Raw genomic sequence first — 20893 nt, 5'->3', positions numbered from 1 at the left:
GGCCTACGTGTCGTCGACGAAGTCGAACGTCATGATGACCTTGCCGTCGCGGTCCGTGACCTCGACTCGAGCGAGGTCGTCGCGGTCGATCGAGCTCGCGCCGCGCACGCGGGCGTGGCCCGACGCCGTGACGCCCCACGTGCCGGCACGCTCGCGGCGGCCGTCCTCGGCGACCGCCCAGAGCACGTAGCCGTCGCGGCGAGGGAGGTCGGCCGCGTCGAGCTCCACGGTCGTCCCCCACTCCCAGGCGGTTGCCGCGACCTCGCCGGTGGTCGCCGTCGCGCCCGTGGCCGCCGGCTCCGCCGCGACGATCACGCGGTCGGGTCCGGTGTCCCACGGCGCCACCGCAACGACGGCGACCACCAGTGCGGCGATGCAGGCGGCGATGGCGGCAAGGCGCCAGCGCCGGACCTGCAGCCGCAGGACGCGCTCGGTGTCGGCGAGGCGTCGGATCACGCCGTCGAGCAGGTCACGCGACGGCACCAGGAGGTCCGCCCGCACCTCCTGCTCGCTGACCCGGCCGAGCAGGCCGGGCAGGGGGGTCAGGCGCGTCAGCTCGTCGGTGCAGTCCCGGCACGCCGACAGATGGTGCTCGAGCGCCCGCCGCTCACCGGGGTCCAGCGCCCCGAGGACGTAGGCCGCCAGCGCCTCCCGCTGCTGCTGGTGCTCGGGCGTCATCCGACGACCCCCATCTCCTCGAGCTTCAGCCGCAGCGCCCGCAGCCCGTAGTACAGGCGGGACTTCACGGTGCCCGCGGGCACGCCCAGCAGCGTCGCCGCCTCGCCCACGGTGTGACCCCGGTAGTGGCACGCCAGGATGACCTCCCGGTGAGCCACGGAGAGGCCGGCGAGCGCATCGGCGACCTGCCACGTCTCGAGCATGCGGTCGACCTCGTCGAGGGGATCGGCCAGGCTCGGCAGCGGCACGACGTCGGGCTGTGCGTCACGGCGACGCGCCCGATCGATCACGAGGTTGCGCGCGATGGCGAACAGCCACGCCGAAACCGGCCCCCGGTCGGCGTCGTAGCGGTCGCGCGCGCGCCACGCACGGACCAGCGTGTCCTGGACCACCTCCTCGGCGGCCTGGGCGTCGCCCAGACGGCGGACGGCGTAGACGTAGAGCGGACCGGCGTAGACGTCGTGCAACGCACGCACCGAGTCGACGCCCCGTCTGCCCATGGGACTCAGTATCCGTTGCCGTCGGACGTGGTCGTCTGGCTCACCTCGTCGGTGATCTTCTCACCATCGGCGCCGACGACCCACCAGATGCCGCCGACCGCCTGGCCGTTGACGTCGCCCGGCGCCTGATCGCCGGCGAAGTGATACAGCGGCTGATCGGCGTAGGTGACCTGCATCGAGCCGTCGTCGCGCTGGGTCGTGCCCAGCAGGCTCTCGTCGACGCCGTCGCCGGCGGTGACGTCACCCGTGAGCGGCGGCCAGTTGGCGACGCAGTCACCGGTGCAGGAGCTGGTGCCGCCGGTGTCGTTGTCGAACACGTACAGCGTCATGCCCTCGCCGTCGACCAGGATGTCTCCGAGGTCGGTCGACGCGACCTCGATCGCTCCCCCACCGGCGGCTGACGCGTCCTCGGACGTCTCGGCGGCCGGCTCGGACGACGCCGCAGGTTCGGATGGCGCTGCGGCGGCCTCCGACGCCTCGGCCGCGACCTCCGACGTACCACCGCCGTCGCCGGCGGCCTCGTCTCCCCCACACGCGGCGGCCAGCAGCAGCGTGACCAGCAGCAGCGCGATCCGTGGGACCCTCATGGTGTTCTCCTCACCGCTTCGTCGCTGTGTACTACGAAGCAGACGCCGTGTCGGTTCATCTGCCGGTGCTGGCGGAACTCCCGGCGAGACCTCCCGTGGGAGCAGCTCAACCGGCGGCGTCGACCCAGTGCCGTGGCGGGCGCCAGGCGTACAGCGCACCGTCGAACGGCGCCGTCCGCGTCGAGATGAGCCCACGCACCTGATCGACGGCCTCCCATGCCCGCTCGACGAGCCATGGCGGGTAGCCGAACCTCGCGCGGTGATCGGCGAACTCCTTCTCGTCGAGCAGCCGCACCCGCCCGTCGGCCCACCACGAGATGTCCAGGTCGAGATCGACGAACCTCAGCATGCCATCGTCCCATGTCGACGGCATCGCGATGTTCACGTAGTGCTTGCTCGGCCGCCAATCGGCGTCCCACATGACCTCGAGGTTCCAGAAGTGCTCGGTGTCGTGGACGCGGAGGAAGTGGCGCGCCGCGCGTCGCACACCGCGGTAGCTGCGCATCGGCGTGCCCGCGGCTGCGAACGCCAGCAGCCGGTCGCCCTCATCAGCCGCGACCGTGCAGGTGTACCGGTAGTGCATCGATCCGTTGTACTTCGTCGACGCCACGGGTACGCGTGCACCGGGGACCAGCCGGCCCTGTGCCACCGGTTCCACGTCGTCCACGACCCATCCGTCGCGCTTGTGCATCGCGGACATGGTCCCTCGCCGGACACCCCACGCAGGACGCAGAGGCCTGGCCATCCGACCCCGCGACCGCTCGCGATGCCCAGCACGCCAACGACAGCGATCCGCCCATCCGCGCCCGAGGTGGGGCTCAGCCCCCCATGGTCGTCCCGTCCGTACGACCACTACGGGCACAGCGTCGGCGCGTCGTTCATGCGTAAGCCGACCGTGAACCGCGATGCGATTGTTCTGCCACCGAACTGCTCGACAGCGGCCCGGTGACACCAATCCTGCACGGCATCGGGACGCCCGCACGAGCGGAGTTCGATCCGCAGTACGACGATCTCTGAGCCCGGCCGCCACCCGAGTGTCCCGAGCGGACCTGCACCCTGCGCGTCGCAGCGCGCAGAGCACCAGGCTTCGCAGGAGGTCCTCGGAACCTGGCTGTGGCCGACAGGACGCACACGTGCGTCCTCGCCACGCTCAGGTCGCGAGGTCGTCGATGGCGCGCAGCACGCGCTCGGGTGACACGCGGTAGGCGGTGCCGATCGACTGGGCGAACAGCCCGACGCGCAGCTCCTCGATCATCCAGGGGATCTCGAGCACGGCGGGTGAGGTCCGTCGTTCCGGAGGCAGGTGCGCGAGCCGGACACGGTAGGCGCGGGTCACCTCTGCGATGTCGTCGGTGCGGGCGCGGTCGCGCTCGGGGTCGCGCGCCAGCGTGTCCAGCCGGTGGCGCAGGGCCCGCAGGTACCGCTCGACGTCGTCGAGGCGGCGCACGCCCTTGGCCGTGACGAACCCGGCGTGCACGAGTCCCCGCAGCTGCGTCGTCATGTCCGTGACGGCCAGGCGGGTGCCGTCGAGGTCCCATCCGGCGAGCCGGTCGGCGATCTCCCCCGCCGCCGTGAGGAGCCTGGCGACGGTGTGGACGACATCGAGCAGCAGTGCGTCGAGATCCGCGCGCACGCGGGACTGCAGCGCGTCGAAGGCGTCTGCATCCCACACCGGCGCACCGTGTCGCCGCATGAGCTCGTCGACCACCGCCGTCAGCACGTCGTCGAGCAGCGCGGTGACACTGCCGTGCGGGCTGGTGGTGAGCGCCAGCTTGGTCGCGTTGTCCAGCCGCCGGTCCACCCGCGTCACCGGCGCACCGAGCGAGCACAGGAGCAGGCGGCGGGTGCCGGTCCACATCGCGACCTGCTGCTCGCGCGGGCTGCCCAGCACACGCACCGCCACGCTGTCACCCTCGTCGACCAGCGCCGGGTGGCCCTCCACGCGATGGCCGGCCTGCTCGCGGACGAACGTGCGAGGCAGGTCAGCGAGCTCCCACGTCGTCAACCCTCGCCGTTCGATCCCAGCGGCCGAGGTGAGACCCGCCTGCACGCGATGCGCGAGCCGCCGCTGCAGCGCGGCGAGGTCCTCGTGCTCGCCGAGCACGTGGCCGTGATCATCGGTCACCTCGAAGCGCACGCGGAGGTGCTCGGGCAATCGGTCGAGCCGCCAGTCGTCCCGCGCGACGGTGACACCGGCGACCCGCCGGACCGCGCGCGTCATGGCGTCTGGCAACGGGCCGGGGTCCGGGCCGAGCTCGACCATGACGGCGCGGGCCGTGTCGGGGATCGGCACCAGCTCCCGCCGGATCGTCTTCGGCAGCCCGCGCAGCAGCTCCGTGACCAACTCGGCACGCAGGCCGGGCACGAGCCAGGCGAACCCCCGAGGGTCGACGCGGTTCAGCGCCGTCACCGGCACGTGCACGGTGAGCCCGTCGCCGGTCGCGCCGGGGTCGAAGCGGTAGGTCACGGTCAGCGAGAGGTCACCCTGGCGCACGTGGTCGGGGAACCGGTCCCGGCGCTCGTCGACGTCGCCGACCAGAAACTCCCACGGTAGGTCGAGCAGGTGGGGCTGGTCGCGGCGGATCCGCTTCCACCAGGCGTCGAACGCCCGCGTCGAGATCACCTCGGCGCCGACCCGCGCGTCGTAGAAGGCGAACAGCACGTCGTCGTCGACCACGACGTCACGCCGGCGCAGCTTGTCCTCGAGCGCCTCAGCCTCGGCGATCCGCTCCAGGTTGCGCCGCCAGAAGGCATGCTGCGTGTGCCACTCGCCTCCGACCAGGGCGTGGCGGATGAACAGCTCGCGCGCCGCCTCCGGATCGATCGGTGCGTAGTCGACGGTCCGGTCGGCGACCAGCGGCACCCCGTACAGCGTGACCCGCTCCGAGGCGACGACCGCCCCGCGCTTCGCCGACCAGTGGGGATCGCCGTGGTGGCGCACGACCAGGTGGGCGCCGACCTGCTCTGCCCACTGCGGTCGGATCCGCGCGACGGTACGTGCCCACAGCCGGGTCGTCTCGACGAGCTCGGCGGCCATGATCCACTGCGGTGCCGTCTTGAACAGAACCGACCCCGGCTGAATGGCGAACGTCGCGCCGCGGGCACCCCGGTAGACGAAGCCGTCGCCGTCGCGCACGCCGATGTGTGACAGCAGCCCGGCCAGCAGCGAGCGGTGGATCGCGTCGGGTCCGGCCTGCTCGGTGGTTCGGTGCATTCCGAGGTCACCCGTCAGACGCCGCAGCTGCGTGACCAGGTCCTGCCACTCACGGATGCGCAGGTAGTGGAGGTGCTCGCTGCGGCACAGCCTGCGGAACTGGCTGCCCGACCGCACGTCGCGTTGCTCACGCAGGTAGTGCCACAGGTTCAGCCATGTCAGGAAATCCGAGCCTTCGGCGGCGAAGCGTGCGTGCAGCTCGTCGGCGGCCTGTCGCCTGTCGGCCGGCCGCTGGCGCGGGTCGGGGATCGACAGCGCCGAGGCGATGATCAGCACCTCGTCGAGGCAGCCGTTGCGGTCCGCCTCGATCAGCATGCGCCCCAGGCGGGGGTCGACGGGCAGCCGCGCCAGCGTGCGCCCGACCGGCGTCAGGGACGGACCGCCGTCGCCGCGTCGGGCGCGACGTCGTCGGCCCCAGCCCGACCGGGGTGCGGCGTCGGGATCGATGGCCCCCAGCTCGTGGAGGAGCATCAACCCGTTGCGGACCTGGCGGGCGTCGGGCGCATCCAGGAACGGGAACTGTGCGATGTCGCCGAGACCCAGTGCCGCCATCTGCAGCACCACCGACGCGAGGTTGGTGCGCAGGATCTCGGGCTCGGTGAACTCGGGCCGCGCCTCGTAGTCGTCCCCGCTGTACAGACGGATGCAGATGCCGTCGGAAGTGCGGCCGCAGCGACCCGTGCGCTGATCCGCCGACGCCTGGGAGATCTTCTCGATGGGCAGGCGCTGAACCTTCAGCCTGGCGCTGTAGCGGGAGATCCGCGCGTATCCGGGGTCGATCACGTAGCGGATGCCGGGCACGGTCAGCGATGTCTCGGCCACGTTGGTCGCCAGCACGATCCGCCGTCCGCTGTGGGGCTGGAACACCCTGCGCTGCTGGGCGGTCGCCAGCCGCGAGTACAGCGGCAGGATCTCGGTGTCGCCGAGCTTCAGGTCCGCCAGCGCGTCGGCGGTGTCGCGGATCTCACGCTCACCGGACAGGAACACGAGGATGTCGCCCGGTCCCTCGGTCCGCAGCTCGGTGACCGCGTCGATGATCGCCTCGGTCTGGTCCCGTTCGACCCAGTCGCTGTCCTCGTCCTCGTCGTCGCCGGGCGCCTCGTCGAGCGGGCGGTAGCGCACCTCGACCGGGTACGTGCGCCCCGACACCTCCACGATCGGCGCGTCGTCGAAGTGCCGCGAGAACCGTTCCGGATCGATCGTGGCCGACGTGATGATGACCTTGAGGTCCGGGCGCCGCGGCAGCAGCTGCGCGACGTAGCCGATCAGGAAGTCGATCGCCAGGCTGCGCTCGTGCGCCTCGTCGATGATCAGCGTGTCGTAGGCGGTCAGCGCGGGGTCGGAACCGATGCCGGTGAGCAGGATCCCGTCGGTCATCACCGAGACCAGGGTCTCGTCGCCGATCCGGCGGTTGAACCGGAACTCGTAGCCGACCTGTCCCCCGACCTGCACGTCAAGCTCCTCGGCGATGCGATCGGCGACCGTCCGGGCGGCGATCCGCCGTGGTTGGGTGTGCCCGATCATTCCCCGGACGCCGCGACCCAGCTCGAGGCAGATCTTGGGCAGCTGGGTCGTCTTGCCCGAGCCGGTCTCGCCGGCGACGACGACGACCTGGTGGTCACGGATGGCCGCGGCCAGATCGTCGACGCGCGCGGTGATTGGCAGCTCGGGCGGATACGACACCGCCGGCACTGCGTCCCGCCGGCGGGCCACGTGCTGTTCGGCCGCGTCGATCGCGCCGGCCACGGCGGCCAGTGCCTGGTTGCGGGCCGCGCCGTCGTGTCGGCGCGCGCGGTCGAGCCGGCGGCGCAGGCGCCGCTGGTCGCGCAGCGTGAGCTGCGGCAGGCGCGCTCGCAGATCGGCGACGGCGGTGCCCACGGCAGGTCCGATGCTGGAGGTGGTGGTGGACGGGTGCTGACCCGACGACGGTAGCCGTCAGTGGGCGACGTGGGCACGCCGCGCGTGGACCAGCGCCCGCGAGTCGGCCCATCTGAGCGCACCGGCTCCCTCGAGTGGTCATTCTGGTCGAGCACGATGACGGATGGAGCGGACCGTGCGCGACGAGGTGGCACCCGACGGCTCGCCGGTCGCGGTGTACCTGGCGATGCCGCCGCACGACGCCCTCGACCTGGTCGCCGACCAGGTGCCGCCGGGCGGGTTGGTGCTGGACCTGGGTTGCGGCGTCGGCAGGCTGGCGAACGCACTTGCGGCCAGGGGCGTGATGGTCACCGGCGTCGACGCCCATGCCGGGATGGTCGCGCACCTGTCCCCCACCGTCGAGGCTGTACGCGCCGACATCCTCGACCTCGACCTGAGGCGCACGTTCGACGTCGTGGTGCTCGCCAGCCACCTGGTCAACCACCCGACGGCAGCGCCTGCGTACCTCGCCGCCTGCCGCCGCCACGTCCGCCTGGACGGCGCGGTGCTCGTCGAGCGGTTCCACCCGACGCTGCTCGACGGCCCGGACGAGCAGGAGGGCGAGGTGGGCGGCGTGCATGTCCGACACGAGGTGCGCGACCGCGAGGGCGGCCGCTTCTCCGCGAGCGCGCACTACACCGTCGGTGGCCGCGCCTGGACCCAGCACTACGAGGCGGTGCTGCTCGACGACGCCGCGATCGCGACCCTCCTCGACGACGCCGGCCTGGCGTTCGTTGACTGGCTCGACGACGACGCCCGCTGGCTGCTCGCCGAGCGGGTCGACGCTGCGTCCCCGCTCCGGGCGGGGAGGGGTGTGGGCCAACGTCCCGGCGACGCATGGAACGGTTCTGGGACATCCGGGGACACCCATTGACAGACACGCCGCGCCGGTGCGGTTCGTCATCACCACGTTCACGGGGGACATCGGGGACACATGGGCGGAGGGAGCAGGGATGAAGCGCTTCCGACCAGACGGCACGTGCAGCGCACGAGCTGGCTGCAGCTGTCGATGTAGCCTCGACGGACGACGGACGTGCCACGGCGACGCGGGCGGGCCACACTTCCTCGGCGACGATACGAGCAACCTCGTGGTCCCGATCACCGCGACCGGTGACAGCTTCTGCCGTGCGACCAACTCCACCCACCGGCTCGACACACCATCGGCACGCACGTTCCTTGCCGACCACGTGATGCTCCCGTAGTCTCCGGCGCCGCCACGGCGACGGGCCCCACGACGGGCGTGGCCGCGCAGTCCGTTGGTGTCTGGGACGAGAGACGGAGACGCGCGTGCCCTCCTGGTGACCGGTGCCACCGGTGTGGTCGGCGGCACCGTCGTCCGCCTGCTGGCCGCCGGCACCGACCACGAGGTCACGGCGCTGGTCCGGCCAGAGCCCGCGGCCGGAGAGCTGCCCGCGGGCGTCGGACACCGAATTGCCGACCACCACGATCCGCCGGCACTCGCGCAAGGCGTTCCACGGCGTCCACACGCTGGTGTTCGTCTCCGCTGACGGCGACGCTGCCCGCGTGCTGCTGGCGCACCTCAACGTGGTCGACGCCGCGGGCACTGCAGGTATCGGACATGTGGTCTACCTCAGCGGGCTCGACGCCGACCGGCGTCACCGTTCACCTACGCCGTCACCAACGGCGCGACGGAGCGGTTGCTCGTCGACAGCGGCATGGGCTTCTCGATCGCGCGCGCCTCGATCTTCGCCGAGTACCTCGCGCAGTGGCCACGTGCCGCCGTCGACAGCGGCGGACTCCGGGTTCCTGCGGCCGATGGTCGGGTCTCGCTCGTGGCGCGGTCCGATGTCGCCCGCGCCTGGCGGCGCCCGCGTGCCGTGCGCCCACCAACGGCCACCACGCCATCACGGCCCCGAAGCCCTGGACATGGCCGCCGTCGCGAGCCGCCACAGCCGCACCATCGGTCGACACCTCGAGTACGTCGATGTCACGCCGCCCGAGCACCGCCGGCTGATGGCGGACGCGCGCACTGATCCGTGGTGGGCCCACGCCTACGACACGATGTTCGCGTCGATCCGCGAGCACCGCTGGGAGGCGGTCTCGGACGCCGTCGCGCAGCTCACGGGGAGGCCACCGCTGCCGTTCGAGGCGACACTATGACAGCGCCGTCGGGGGTGCTGCTCACCGGCGTGTACGGCACGGGCAGGACGACCGTGTGGGAGGAGATCGCCGACGGCTAAGGAGACGGGGCCGACTGGCACGCTGACGTCGACCGGCTCGGCTGGTGCGAGTACCGATCTGGTGCATCCGTTCGTGATCCGGATGGGCGCGTCGGGTCCCGGCCTGCTGATCGGATCCAGCGTTCCTGGTAGCGATCCGGCCCGTTTCCGCCACGTCCCGTGCCGTGTCGCGCGGCCTGGTCGGCCGCGAGCGCCCCGAGCGCCTCGTCCCCCGATACGGGTCCTGCGCCGGCGGCCGCCGGCAGGCCGGTGTCGGGCGGGCTGGAGGTCCACGCCGTCGCGACCGACCGGGAGCAGGGTCGGCTCCGAGGGCTGGGCTTCGCCGTCGGCGAGGTCGTCGTCGAAGCAGAGCAGGTCGAAGCCGTCGAAGCCGAGCGCGAGGCCACGTTGCAGGAGCTCGATCGGATCTCCGCCCTCGCCACCGACACCCTCACAGTCCTTCGGTCCGAGTGGTTCGAGAGCATCGGCGGACAGACGAACCTCAACGTCGAGGTGAAGAGCTCCGCCGGTGCAGACAGCTCGACCGTGCTGACAGTGAGCTGGGACGGCAACAGTCAGACCATGAGCCGATTCGTCGACGCCGGGCAGTACCTCTACCACCGGTTCAGCGAGCCCATCCCCGTCGACCAGATCCCCGAACAGGTCACGATCACCAGCACCATGGGTGGCGAGACCACCGCGCAGGTCGTCGAGTGGTTGGGCGAACCGCGCAAGGCCGACGGCCCGCATGTCGCGACCGGTTTCGTCGACCACTACATGGATCCGACCGAGGTGTACGACCGCATCGAGGCACTGGCCGCCGAGTTCCCGAACCTCGCCGAGATCATCGAGTTGCCGTACAAGACCAACGGCTACCGCCGCCACGCTCAGGCACTGATCGGTACGACCACGAGCACCGCGTTCTACGTGACGTCCCACGCGTGGGGTCACGAAGGCGGCAACGACCTCGCGCTGCAGACACGGGATCCCGGCGTGCCCGACAGCCCACTGACCGTCACGGTCGAGGACGGCACGATCGTGGTGTCGCTGGCCACCGATGGCGGTGGGGCGCTGGTCAGCACGGCCGCGCAGGTGGTCGCGGCGATCAATGACTCGCCGGATGCCTCGGCGTTGGTGTCGGCCGCGACGTTCCGCGGCAATGCGGGGAACGGCGTCGCCGAGGTCGGTAGCGAGCAGCTGTCGGACTTCCTGAGCGCCCCCGCATCCGTGTCCCGCGAGCCGTTCACCGTTCGGGCGATCCGCATCGGCAGGCACCGCGACGGTTCCAGGACGGGGGTCTTCGCGTACTCGCAGGAGCATGCCCGTGAATGGGTGACACCGCTGGTGGCGGTCGAGGCAGCGGAACGGCTGTTGCGCAACTACAGAAACGACGCGGCGACCAGGAGGCTGGTCGACGGGTTGGACATCTTCATCGTCCCGTCGGTCAATCCTGACGGCAGCCACTACTCGCTGTATGACTACAGCTTCCAGCGCAAGAACCTGACCAACCACTGCGGGCCGAACCTGAGCGACCCGTTCGCCCGCGACGCCTGGGGCGTCGACCTGAACCGCAACTTCAGTGTCGGTTCCGGGTTCGACGGCTACGACGGAGCGTCCGGCTCGTGCGTCAGCGCGGTGTTCTCGGGACCGGAGGAGCTGTCAGAGCCCGAGGCGCGCAACGAGGTCTGGCTCACCGAGCAGTTCCCGAACATCAAGTTCGCGATGAACACCCACTCGTACGGCGGCTACTTCATGTGGCCACCCGGCGCGTACGTCGAAGAGGGGCGCGTGCCGCTGCCGCGACCGACGCTCGGTGAGGAGGACTACTTCTGGGCGGCCTCCAGCCACATCCTGTCCGCGGTGCAGTGGTGGCGCGGTACCGCGGTGTGGCCTGGGCGCACCGGTCCCGTCATCGACGTGCTGTACTCCGCAGCCGGCAACTCGGCTGACGAGCACTGGTACAACGCCGGCATCTACGGCTAAGACTTCGAGGTGGGCGCCGACCTGTGGGACCCGGACGAAGGCGACTGGGACGCCGTGGGCTTCCAGCCACCGTTCGAGGAGGGGTTCGAGGAGGCGATGGAGTTCGCGAGCGGGCTGATCGGCCTGTTCGAGGTCGCACGGGCACATGGCAACGACGTCACGCCGCCCCGGACGACCCTCGTGGTCACCGGCCGTGACGTCACGTTCACGGCCACCGAGCCGGTCACGATCCACTACACGCTCGACGGAAGCCGGCCGACGTACGCCTCACCGATGGTGCGCTCGGCCGGTCTGCGCGAGAGTGCGGCCCCCATCGAGCTGGAGCCTGGGACCACCACCGTCCACTGGTTCTCGGTCGACGCCGCGGGCAACGTCGAGGCCGGCTACGACCCCAATGGCGACGCCCGTAATTACCGCAGGCAGGTGGTGACGGTGGACTGACGGTCTCCGCCCATCCGCGGCGGATCCCTCCCGTATGGGGTGATCCAGGATGTCGCCCCTCTTGCGCGCGCCACGTCCTCCGCCGGCCGGCAGACGACTGCTGCGCCGGCCACGCTCGTCAGCGCGTCGTGAGCATCACCGGAGCCGACCCGCCGGCACCACGTGCTCCCCCACGGGCACGACCAGCGCGGGTTCCCCGAGGGCGTCCTCGATCCAAGACGTCCGCGCTAGTCGGCGGCGTCGGCGTAGAACCGGGCCATGCGACGCTCCATCTCCTCCTCGCTGACGTCCTCGACGCTCTGCCCCAGGCCCCACGTGTGGCCGAACGGGTCGCGGACGCGGCCAGACTTGTCGCCGTAGAACTGGACCTCCAGGGGGAAGACCTCCTCAGCGCCCGCATCGATGGCCCGCTGCCACAGCGCGTCGACGTCATCGGTGTAGATGAACAGCGCCGCCGTCGAGCCGCCCAGGGTCGTCGGCGACTGCGTCGGCCCGCCCGGCCACTCGTCGGCGAGCATGATGACGCTGTCGCCGATGCGGATCTCCGCGTGCGCGACCGACCCGTCGGGGCCGGTCATGGGCGGGCTGATCTCCTCGGCGCCGAACGACCGCTTGTAGAAGTCGATGGCCTCGGCACACGGGGTGCAGACCAGCGACGGCGTCACCGTGTGCAGGTGCTCGGGAACGGGTGAGACGGTCATGGCAGCTCCTGTCGTCGTCGACCCTCCGAGCGTATCCCGGCCGGCCAGGGCTCCCGAGAGGCGCAGGGACACGTCCGGCGTCCGAGGGCCACCGCCGAACGTGTCCCTCGGATACCGCGGGGGGTCCCCCGAGGTCAGCGGTTCCGCAGCGCCTCGATCAGCTCGTCCCTGTCCATCTCGGACCGCCCGTCGATGTCGAGCTCCTGGGCACGGTCGTGGAGCTCGTCGCGGGTCCATTCCTCATACGGCGGCGAGCTTCCACCCCGCTCGCCCGCCTCGCTGCGGTCGGTGTTGGCGATGCGGGCGGCCGCCTCCTTGCTCATCCCCTCCTCGCGCAACGCCTCGTACTGCTCGTCGTCCTTGACGCTCCGTCCGTGGTCATCGGCTGCCATCGGCACTGCCCTCCTGGTCGACTCGGCGCAGGATGCCCGGAGCCCGAGCGGTTGATGCCGGTAGAGGAGGCGGGGCCTCACCCGTGGGTCAGCCGGCGGGCGAGCAGGCGGCTGCGCTCGGCGTCGTCCGCGGTCGGAGCATGCCCAGCGAACCGGATCGCGCAGACCATGTCCGCGAGCTCGGCGAGGTCTGCCGTGTGTTCGCGTTCTGCGTGCGCGAGCACCGTCTCGGACGGACGGCGCCGCCGAGGGCCGGGCAGCCGCCGTTGGACCACGCGGTAGTCGTGCAGGATCGCCGCCGCGGGATCGCGCGGCCGTGGACGGAAACGTTGCACCCAGGCGGTCGCTCCCGCCCCCAGCGGCGCGTCGGCGACCGCATCGACCGGGCTGTCCGGATCCCGCTCCTCGTCGTCAGCTACGACGCGTCTCGCCCGGCCCCTGCCGAGCAGGGCCCGCAGCAGCATCCGCAACGACAGGCCCGGACCGTTTGGGTCCCGCCGCCGGCGCCGGCGGGCGAAGCGTCCGACGGTCAGCAGCAGGACGACCGCGACAAGCAGGACGATCTGCCAGACGACGCCGGCGGTCGACTCCTCCCAGCTGCGAGGCTGCGGCGCTGCCCGGTCGGTCGCGGGATCGAACAGGTTCAGACTCCATGACGGCAGCGAGGGCAGCGCGTCGCGCAGCCGCAGCTCGAGGCCGGCCGACAGGGCGACCGCCACACACAGGGTCAACGCGACGACCACCCCGACGAGCGGCACCGCGGCCTTGAGCCAGCCACCGGACGCCGACGGTGACGTCCCGGACCGCGCGCGCAGCATGGTGGGCCGGCCCGACACAACAGCGGCGATCGCCACGGCGAGCCAGGTGGGCAACGCCCAGCGGGACGGTGTCCACGACGCGTCGCTGGTCCAGGCCAGCACGACGACGGTGGTCGCGGCGACGACACCGACCAGCACAGCGGCCATGAGCGCGGCGTCGGCACCACGGTGCGCCGCGGGCACGGCCAGCGGGTCAGCCTGCCTCCGGTGGATGCGTCCGATGTCGCGCCCTGCGAGGAACCCGAGGACCACGAGCACACCCGGCGCGAGCAGCCCCACACCGACCAGATCTTCCGCCGTGCCATGCGAGGCGATCCGAACGACCGTCGCGACCCCAAGCAGCGCGCTCCAGCGAGTGAGCACGACGGCGCCGCGATGCAGCAGTCCCGGACGACGTCCGCCGCTGAGCACACCGACGCGCCCGCCCCACGCGGCCACGGCGCCCGTCGCGACGAGCACGGCGGCCGGCGCGAGGCGGGGGGCGACGACCGCAGCGACCATCCACAGCAGCAGGCCGACCGGCAGCGCGACAGAGAGCATCGCGACCCGGACGACGGTAGCCGACGGGCGGTGGCGGCTGGCCACGGCAGCGGGTCGCCGCAGCCATCTCACAGCGGCAACCTCTGCAACGCGCGGTCCGACGCCACGGGCACGCACGGCGCGCCCGCCACGTGTGACGGCAGCCGCGACTGCCACTCCACACCGCTGCCAACGCTGACGACCGTGACTGCCAGGCCGCGCCGGTCGACGGCCGAGACTGCCGCGCCGAGCGCGTCGTCGACCATCCCGGTGACGATGATCACTGACGTGCCCGCGTGCAGGCCCCGCGAGGCGCGCTGCACGACCGCACCGATCGGGACCGCGTCGTGCAGCCTGACGCGCGCGAGCGTGTCGAGCATGGCGTGCAGGTGCCGGTCGCCGCCACGCACGGGCCACACGCGCACCGATCCGGTGCCATCGTCCGACGCATCCCGTGACAGTGCCAGCCCCGCCTGCTGGCGCGCGGTGATCACCGTGTCGGCGAGCAGCGACGCCGCGGTGCTGATCGCGGCCTCGGCAACCGGGGGGCGTCCGCGCCGCTGGTAGCCCTCGGTCGCCAGGTCCAGGCAGACGAGCAGCTCACGCGCCGCGGCCCGCTCGTGCTCCGTGCGCATCAGCTGGCCGGTCCGGGCGGTCGCGTGCCAGTGGATGCTCGACAGCGGATCACCACGCTCGTAGGCACGCACCCCGACGAGCGCGGTGCGGTCGACGAACAGCGAGCGTGACTGCGGCAGCTGCGCGAGCGGCGAGCGCGCCGCCAGCACCATCCTGCGCACAGGCGCGAGCCGTGGGACGATGACCGTCGCGCCGCGCCATGTCCCCGTGCCCGCTGGCGACACCAGGCCGAGCGGGTCGGCGATGCGCCACGACAGCTCACGGGGCTCGTGGACGCCGCGGTCGCGGGCGACGAAGCGGACGTCGAACGTGCGCCGGCTCCGCGCAGCCAGGTGCAGCACGAACGGGAAGGCGTGCGGCTCGGCCGCTGCGGCGGGCAGCCGAAGGGTCACCTCGAGCCACCCGACGGGCCATCGCGACGTGTTGCGCACGGTGAGCGTGCCGGTCGTCGTGGCGTCTGGCTGCACCCGCGACGGCCCGGCCCACGTGACCGCGATGCCTCGCTGCACCGCGGCCGACCAGCGCCACGTCACGAGCGCCATGGCCCACAGCGCACCGCCGAGCAGCGCGGTGCCCGGCACCGGCAGGAGCACGGCGACCAGGCCGATCAGCACCATGCCGAGCCGCATCGACACGGTGTCAGCCGTCCCCGGCCGCCGGCACCGGCACCTTCGCGATGATCTCGCGGACCACGTCGCGGCTGTCACGACCGCGCACGTGCGCGTCGGTCGACAGCACGAGCCGGTGGGCGAGCACCGCGACCGCGACGTCCTGGACGTCGTCGGGAAGGACGTGGTCGCGTCCCCGCATGGCCGCAAGCGCACGCACGGCCCGCTCAAGCATCAGCATGCCCCGGACGCTCGCGCCGAGCGCGACGTCGTCGTGGGCGGTCGTCGCGTCGCAGACGTCCAGCAGGTACTCCTCGACCGGGTCGGCGAGGCGGACGGCCGCCACCTCCGTCCACACCGCCGGCAGGTCGGCCGGGTCGACGACCTGCGTGATCGCGGTGACCGGATCGCTCCCGCGGTGACGCTGGAGGATGCTGCGCCGCGCCTCGCGTGCCGGCATCCCCATCTCGATGCGCAGCAGGAAGCGGTCGAGCTGCGCCTCGGGCAGGGGGAACGTGCCGGCGTGCTCGACCGGGTTCTGCGTCGCGGCGACGACGAACGGCTCGGGCAGCCGGTGGGTCTCGCCGTCGACGGTCACCTGCCGTTCGGCCATCGCCTCGAGCAGCGCCGCCTGTGTGCGCGGGGTCGTGCGGTTGATCTCGTCGACCAGTACGAGCGACGCGAACAGCGGGCCCGGCTGGAACACGAAGCGCCCCGTCGCCTGGTCAACGACGTTCACGCCGGTCAGCTGTGTGGGCAACAGGTCGGGCGTGCCCTGGATCCTCCCGGGCGCCAGGCCCGTAGCCGCCGCGAGCCCGCGGATCGCGGCCGTCTTGCCGGTTCCCGGCACGTCCTCGATCAGCACGTGGCCGTGACAGAAGAGCGCGAGCAGCAACCGCTCGAGCTGTGGGCGGACGCCGACGAGCGCCAGGGCGAGCTCGACCAGCACCGCGTCGGCGAACCGGGCCGTCACCGCACTGGCCATCCGCCATCACCCCTTCTGCTGCGCAGGCTACTGCGCGTCCGTGGCGACCGACAGCCGGTGGTGTCGCCGAGCGACTGCTACACACCTAACGGCGGTTCGCGGCCTGTACCGGCGCGTCCATGACGTCCGAGCCCAGGTCGGACGCCTTCGGGGACATCACGACCCCGCCCCCACCCGAGCCGAGCACCAGCATCGTCGACGGCACGACGGACGACGACGCGGACGACACCGCGCGGCGTGACGGCCCCGGCGCCGGCGCCGAGACGACAGGTGGGCGCGCGGGCGGTTCACAGGACACCGCCGCGCGGGCAGAGAGCAGCGACAACACCGGCGATGCCCCGAGTGTCCGCGGCGATGCACGGACAGGGGCGGCGTCGCAGGCACGTCGGCTGACAGCGGTGGCAGGACGGCACCGAGCAAGCCACCGACGGACACAGCACCGCCGGGCAGCGGAGACAGCAGGCCGGACCCACCTGCCGACACCGATGGCGATGACGGCGCCAGCGAACCCGGTGGCGGCGGTGGAGGCACCAGCGAGCCCGCGCCCGAGCCGACCCCGACACTGGATCCGCCCGCCGACGACTGCGGGTCCATGGCGCCTGGGGCGAATGAGAACCCGGCACTCTCGACGGCCCCCGCGCAGACCTGACGAGCCTCCGCGTCCTGCATGAGGACCTATCGCGTCATCATGCAGGACGCGCACCGGCGCGGGCGCGGGATGCTGCTCGCCGCCGCGGGAGCGCCTGACCGACATGCCCGCCGTCACGGCGTGGTTCATCAGGGAACGCTGTGCCGACATGACCGATTCCACCAGGCCCGCCGCCGACGGGCGCACCTTACTGCCGACCGCATTCGTAGTCTCATCATCTTCGCGCTCGCCGAACACGCCGACACTGTGCCGACACGTCGTGAGTCAACGAGCGTGTCCTGGCCAGTAGAAGACGTGGAGTTGGCCCCGCGCCGGGGCGCCGGGGTCACGTACGCATCATCTTTGGATGATCACAATCTCCATGGCGTGACCCCCACACGGGGTAGACACGGCGGCCCGTGCCGCCTGACGTGCAGAGACACTCGGCGCTCGCTTCGCTCTTGCAGCGTACGCCGACTTCGGATCTCCAAGAACCCACGCACCTCGGGTTTGAGGTATGGCTGGGGTTCGGGCGGTCGGTACTTCCGTTGGCTCCACGCCGTCTGCCGCCGTTCGCGCAGGTCTCCTCGAGTGTGCTGCGCAGTCAGCGGGCTCGTCGGGCCATCGAACGCGAAGCCATCTCGGGCGTCGGTCGTCGTCGGCTCGCGGGCAGGACGACGCCGACCGCGTGAGGAAGTCGACCGCTTGAGAAAGGTTTGACCGGTGCACCACAGGTCAATACAGAGAGCCCACGGAAACCCAGGACCCACACCTGGGCGCGCCATCCCGCCAGACTGAGGCCGGGCGAGAGGAGCTCTTGTGACCGTCCTTGCACAAGTCGACATCGAGCAGTCCCTCCAGGAGGGGTTATCCACCGTCTTGAACTTCCTGCCCAAGTTCCTCGCGTTCTTGGCCATCCTGGTCATTGGATGGTTCGTTGCCAAGGCCCTACAGCGGATCGTCAACGCTGTGCTCGAGCGCGTAGGGTTTGACCGCGCCGTGGAGCGAGGAGGCGTGAAGACCGCATTGGCGCGTACACAGTACGACGCCAGCGACATCCTCGCCAAGATCGCGTTCTATGCGATCATGTTGTTCGTCCTGCAGCTTGCCTTCGGTGTCTTTGGTCCGAATCCTGTATCCGAGCTCCTGTATGGCATCATTGCGTTTCTGCCACGCATCTTCGTCGCCATCATCGTTGTGGTCGTAGCGGCGGCTATCGCCGCCGCCGTTCGAGAGATCATCGCTGCGGCTCTTGGCTCGTTGGCGTACGGTGCGGTGCTGGCAAACGCTGCCTCGATCATCATCATCAGCATCGGCGTCTTCGCAGCATTGAGCCAACTGCACGTTGCTCCCGCCATCGTCAACGGGCTGTTCTATTCACTGCTGGCCCTCGTTGTCGGCGTCATCATTGTCGCCGTGGGTGGTGGTGGCATTGCGCCGATGCGTCCGCGTTGGGAGCGAGCGCTCACCAGATTGGAGGTTGAATCGCGTAGAATGCGCGGCAGTTCGCCCTACGGGGCGTGGACGCGCGAAGAGCTCTATGAGCGCGCTCAGGAAATCGATCTCGAGGGGCGCTCCTCGATGAGCAAGGAAGAACTCATCGATGCTCTCACCCAGAGCGATCAAACGGTCGTGGCTCGGGAGCATCGCGAATGACGCCGTAACCTGTCCGATCCTCCGGGCGATGCCCGACGGGTTTGGGGATTGCCCGATCGAAGTGCCGCAGCGGCGTATACCACGGTTCGACCAAGTCGAACAGCGGGGAGCGCCGGTGCGGTCAAGGTCGTCTCCGAAGGGCTCGGACACGAACGGGATCACCGCTGCAGGTTCACGAGCACGTTTCGTCGCCGACGATGGGCAGCGGAGGTGGCCGCGCCATGTCGTGTCTGCAGCCGGCGTGTCAGTTGGAGATGCACGACGCGTCGTACCGCGACCGGTTGACCTCGTGCGTGCTGAAGTCATCGCCGCCATCGGCCAACATCACCACCAGATCCCGCAGGACCGCGCCGGGTCTTGGACGGCCGCGGGTCGACCAGCTCGAGCCGCCGAGCGTGCTTGCCGGCCATGCACAGCCGCGTCCAGCTCGTGCGGTCGTTGGCGTACCGCTCGCCGTTGTTGGGCCGGCGGCGTCAAGTTCGTCGGTGAGCGCGTCCGCGGCAGTGGACGCGCGGCAGGCGAATGCCATCGGTGTCGGCGAGCCCTACCGCGTCGAGCAGCTCCACGAACCACCGGGCGTCGCGCAGGTCGGCGGGACCGCCGCAGTAGTACGGGTCGGATTCGGGCTGCTGCACGATCAGGTCGCGGACGCGGGAGACGCCGAGCGTGCGTGCGACCGCCTTGTGCTCATCCGGGCCAACGGCTGGGCGGTCACGCCGCACCACCCGCGTCTGTCCCGGACGTCACGGACGTCACGGATTCATGGGGAGGTACGCCCACGTGGCAGCCGTGACACGTGCCCGGTCGGGCACACGTGCCGCCGGCGGCGTCGGCGACCGCGAGCAGCGGTTCCGACAGGTCGGCGTCACGATTCGCGATGCCGGCCGGCATCGCCGGCCACGCGTCGGTCAGATCAGCGATCGCGCCGGCCGCCCAGGTCGCGAGCCGGCCGCGGAACCCGGCGGGCCTCCGGTGTGCACACGCCCATCGAAGCCCGTCCGGAGCGCTCACTCTGCGCGTGACCTGACACCGCGGGCGGACGGGTGGCGGCACCCCGTCGTGGGCACAACGGTTGGCACATCCGATCCAAGGAGCCCGCGTGAACGTCGCCACCGAGGACCGTGTCAGCCGGGAAGAGCTCATCGACTTCCTCCGTGGCAGGACCAAGGTCGTGCTGCTGACGCGCCGCGCCGATGGCCGCACGCAGGCGTCGCCCGTCGTCGGCGCGGTCGACGACGCCGGCCACGTGCTGGTGTCGTCGTACCCGTCCCGCGCGAAGGTGCGCAACGTCCGCCGCGACGGGCGGTGTGCGGCGGTGGTCCTGTCGGACGACTTCGACGGCCCGTGGGTCCAGGTGTACGGCACCGCGTCCGTCGTCGACGGCGAGGACGGAGTCGAGCGTCTCGTCGACTACTATCGAGTGGCAGCCGGCGAACACGCCGACTGGGACGACTACCGCCGGGCCATGCGGGACCGCGGCAAGGTCGCGATCGACCTCGAGATCACCGACTGGGGTCCGATCGCGACCGGTGGCGTGCCGCCGGAGTTCGCGGAGCCGGACTGACGCTGCGGGGCGCCGGATCACGGCGCCACGGTCCTGCCGTACCGGTTCACGACTCCCGGGCAGTACCCACGGCGACGGATCGCGCGGATGATACGTGGCAGCGCCGTGACGGTGGCCTGCGTGTCCTCCTGGTCGTGCAGCAGCACGTTCGCCCCAGGGGCGAGACCACGAATGACACGGCTGACGATCTGGTCGGCTGTCGTGGCCGAGTCCCAGTCGCGAGTGTCGACGGTCCACAGGACCGAACGGAACCCCATGTCGCGAATGACCAACCGGACGCGCGCGTTGATCGCGCCGTACGGCGGTCGCACCAGGCGACCGCTGCTCGGCGCATCCGCCGCGCTGTACGCCTGCTGGGCCCGGCGGATCTGCCGCCGGATGCGACGGTTGGACAGGCTGGTCAGATTGGCGTGGTCGTAGGTGTGGTTGTAGATGCGGTGACCCAGGCGAGCGATGCGGCGCGCCCTGCCCGGTCGGGCGGCGACGTTCCGCCCGACGAGGAAGAACGTCGCGGGGGCGTGCCGGGCTGTGAGCACGTCGAGCAATCGCGCCGTGTTCGCGCGACTGGGACCATCGTCGAACGTGAGTGCCACGTATCCGTTCTCGCAGCTCGCCGCACGCGCCGGTGACGCCGCTCCTCCCAGCAGCAGATCGGAGACGAGGCCCAGGAGGACTCCGATGGCTGGACCGCTCCGTGACCACCGTCCGGGTCGAGTGCGTAGATCACCTGCAGCACGATGCTCCATGAATGCGGCCTTCGTGAGACGACCTGGTCAGCCCCCTGATGACCAGATCGTGCGCTGTGTGCACGCGCATGCTTGCAGGGCCGCTCGTGGCCGTCATCCTCAACCGTGACGATCCGCGGACCGGCCGGTCCTTCGATCAT

General features: G+C 71.1%; 19 protein-coding genes. 7 read left to right on the top strand and 12 right to left on the bottom strand.

The genetic code is table 11. From position 1 onward, the window contains the following. Nucleotides 1–3: 3 nt before the first annotated feature. The 5 genes from VK923_15860 to hrpA form a co-directional block, all read right to left on the bottom strand. Nucleotides 4–678: a zf-HC2 domain-containing protein gene (locus tag VK923_15860; GenBank protein HSJ46150.1), complete on the bottom strand. Its 675-nt coding sequence runs from the start codon at nucleotides 676–678 to the stop codon at nucleotides 4–6. Next, on the bottom strand, nucleotides 675–1178 hold the full coding sequence (locus VK923_15855; GenBank protein ID HSJ46149.1) for a sigma-70 family RNA polymerase sigma factor: 504 nt from the start codon (nucleotides 1176–1178) through the stop codon (nucleotides 675–677). Before VK923_15855 ends, VK923_15860 begins: the two co-directional genes overlap by 4 nt. A 5-nt stretch (nucleotides 1179–1183) precedes the next feature. Beyond that, a complete protein-coding gene (locus VK923_15850) occupies nucleotides 1184–1765 on the bottom strand; it encodes a hypothetical protein (protein ID HSJ46148.1) in 582 nt (193 codons plus the stop codon). Between the two features lie 106 nt (nucleotides 1766–1871). Then, entirely contained in the window at nucleotides 1872–2465 is a 594-nt protein-coding gene (locus VK923_15845; protein HSJ46147.1) for a DUF402 domain-containing protein, read from the bottom strand. A gap of 450 nt (nucleotides 2466–2915) precedes the next feature. Next, a complete protein-coding gene (gene hrpA, locus VK923_15840; protein HSJ46146.1) occupies nucleotides 2916–6857 on the bottom strand; it encodes an ATP-dependent RNA helicase HrpA in 3942 nt (1313 codons plus the stop codon). A 163-nt stretch (nucleotides 6858–7020) separates the two neighbouring features. Between hrpA and VK923_15835 the strand changes: the two genes are divergently transcribed. The 5 genes from VK923_15835 to VK923_15815 all read left to right on the top strand — a co-directional run bounded on the left by VK923_15835 (nucleotide 7021) and on the right by VK923_15815 (nucleotide 11500). Further along, the gene (locus VK923_15835) at nucleotides 7021–7770 is read left to right on the top strand and encodes a class I SAM-dependent methyltransferase (GenBank protein HSJ46145.1); all 750 of its coding nucleotides are present in this window, start codon (nucleotides 7021–7023) and stop codon (nucleotides 7768–7770) included. 424 nt (nucleotides 7771–8194) lie between these two features. Then, on the top strand, nucleotides 8195–8404 hold the full coding sequence (locus tag VK923_15830) for an NAD(P)H-binding protein (GenBank protein ID HSJ46144.1): 210 nt from the start codon (nucleotides 8195–8197) through the stop codon (nucleotides 8402–8404). A gap of 379 nt (nucleotides 8405–8783) precedes the next feature. Beyond that, nucleotides 8784–9017: a hypothetical protein gene (locus VK923_15825; GenBank protein HSJ46143.1), complete on the top strand. Its 234-nt coding sequence runs from the start codon at nucleotides 8784–8786 to the stop codon at nucleotides 9015–9017. 329 nt (nucleotides 9018–9346) lie between these two features. Continuing rightward, complete coding sequence (locus tag VK923_15820; GenBank protein HSJ46142.1) at nucleotides 9347–11059, top strand: M14 family zinc carboxypeptidase; 1713 nt, start codon at nucleotides 9347–9349, stop codon at nucleotides 11057–11059. Between the two features lie 9 nt (nucleotides 11060–11068). Continuing rightward, nucleotides 11069–11500: a chitobiase/beta-hexosaminidase C-terminal domain-containing protein gene (locus VK923_15815; GenBank protein HSJ46141.1), complete on the top strand. Its 432-nt coding sequence runs from the start codon at nucleotides 11069–11071 to the stop codon at nucleotides 11498–11500. Nucleotides 11501–11727: 227 nt separating this feature from the next. Here VK923_15815 and VK923_15810 read toward each other — a convergent pair whose 3' ends face one another. From VK923_15810 to VK923_15790, 5 genes are all read right to left on the bottom strand, one after another. Beyond that, entirely contained in the window at nucleotides 11728–12201 is a 474-nt protein-coding gene (locus VK923_15810) for a VOC family protein (protein ID HSJ46140.1), read from the bottom strand. Nucleotides 12202–12335: 134 nt separating this feature from the next. Continuing rightward, a complete protein-coding gene (locus tag VK923_15805) occupies nucleotides 12336–12593 on the bottom strand; it encodes a Rho termination factor (GenBank protein HSJ46139.1) in 258 nt (85 codons plus the stop codon). 77 nt (nucleotides 12594–12670) lie between these two features. Next, nucleotides 12671–13951 (bottom strand): hypothetical protein, encoded by a 1281-nt coding sequence (locus VK923_15800; GenBank protein ID HSJ46138.1) that lies wholly within the window; start codon nucleotides 13949–13951, stop codon nucleotides 12671–12673. Nucleotides 13952–14019: 68 nt separating this feature from the next. Further along, nucleotides 14020–15195, bottom strand: coding sequence for a DUF58 domain-containing protein (locus VK923_15795; protein ID HSJ46137.1), 1176 nt, complete (start codon nucleotides 15193–15195; stop codon nucleotides 14020–14022). Nucleotides 15196–15205: 10 nt separating this feature from the next. Further along, complete coding sequence (locus VK923_15790; protein ID HSJ46136.1) at nucleotides 15206–16159, bottom strand: MoxR family ATPase; 954 nt, start codon at nucleotides 16157–16159, stop codon at nucleotides 15206–15208. 1447 nt (nucleotides 16160–17606) lie between these two features. On the opposite strand from VK923_15790, the gene VK923_15785 reads away from it, so the two are divergent. Further along, nucleotides 17607–18443: a hypothetical protein gene (locus VK923_15785; GenBank protein HSJ46135.1), complete on the top strand. Its 837-nt coding sequence runs from the start codon at nucleotides 17607–17609 to the stop codon at nucleotides 18441–18443. A 473-nt stretch (nucleotides 18444–18916) separates the two neighbouring features. Here the strand turns inward: VK923_15785 and VK923_15780 are convergent, their stop codons facing one another. After that, nucleotides 18917–19168, bottom strand: a complete 252-nt coding sequence (locus tag VK923_15780) for a hypothetical protein (protein ID HSJ46134.1) — start codon at nucleotides 19166–19168, stop codon at nucleotides 18917–18919. Between the two features lie 374 nt (nucleotides 19169–19542). On the opposite strand from VK923_15780, the gene VK923_15775 reads away from it, so the two are divergent. After that, entirely contained in the window at nucleotides 19543–20007 is a 465-nt protein-coding gene (locus tag VK923_15775) for a PPOX class F420-dependent oxidoreductase (protein ID HSJ46133.1), read from the top strand. Between the two features lie 17 nt (nucleotides 20008–20024). On the opposite strand, the gene VK923_15770 is transcribed toward VK923_15775, so the two are convergent. Further along, on the bottom strand, nucleotides 20025–20600 hold the full coding sequence (locus VK923_15770) for a polysaccharide deacetylase family protein (GenBank protein ID HSJ46132.1): 576 nt from the start codon (nucleotides 20598–20600) through the stop codon (nucleotides 20025–20027). Between the last annotated feature and the right edge of the window lie 293 nt (nucleotides 20601–20893).

This window comes from Euzebyales bacterium, assembly GCA_035461305.1.
GTDB lineage: Bacteria > Actinomycetota > Nitriliruptoria > Euzebyales > JAHELV01 > JAHELV01.
The sequence above is the reverse complement of the archived record's forward strand: the minus strand, read 5'-3'. Positions and strand labels throughout refer to the sequence as shown.

Bases quoted from the DNA above. Each gene is read 5' to 3' on its own strand.
- VK923_15860 (HSJ46150.1), bottom strand. From the start codon at position 678: ATGACGCCCGAGCACCAGCAGCAGCGGGAGGCGCTGGCGGCCTACGTC.
- VK923_15855 (HSJ46149.1), bottom strand. From the start codon at position 1,178: ATGGGCAGACGGGGCGTCGACTCGGTGCGTGCGTTGCACGACGTCTAC.
- VK923_15850 (HSJ46148.1), bottom strand. From the start codon at position 1,765: ATGAGGGTCCCACGGATCGCGCTGCTGCTGGTCACGCTGCTGCTGGCC.
- VK923_15845 (HSJ46147.1), bottom strand. From the start codon at position 2,465: ATGTCCGCGATGCACAAGCGCGACGGATGGGTCGTGGACGACGTGGAA.
- VK923_15835 (HSJ46145.1), top strand. From the start codon at position 7,021: ATGGAGCGGACCGTGCGCGACGAGGTGGCACCCGACGGCTCGCCGGTC.
- VK923_15825 (HSJ46143.1), top strand. From the start codon at position 8,784: ATGGCCGCCGTCGCGAGCCGCCACAGCCGCACCATCGGTCGACACCTC.
- VK923_15810 (HSJ46140.1), bottom strand. From the start codon at position 12,201: ATGACCGTCTCACCCGTTCCCGAGCACCTGCACACGGTGACGCCGTCG.
- VK923_15805 (HSJ46139.1), bottom strand. From the start codon at position 12,593: ATGGCAGCCGATGACCACGGACGGAGCGTCAAGGACGACGAGCAGTAC.
- VK923_15800 (HSJ46138.1), bottom strand. From the start codon at position 13,951: ATGCTCTCTGTCGCGCTGCCGGTCGGCCTGCTGCTGTGGATGGTCGCT.
- VK923_15795 (HSJ46137.1), bottom strand. From the start codon at position 15,195: ATGCGGCTCGGCATGGTGCTGATCGGCCTGGTCGCCGTGCTCCTGCCG.
- VK923_15790 (HSJ46136.1), bottom strand. From the start codon at position 16,159: ATGGCCAGTGCGGTGACGGCCCGGTTCGCCGACGCGGTGCTGGTCGAG.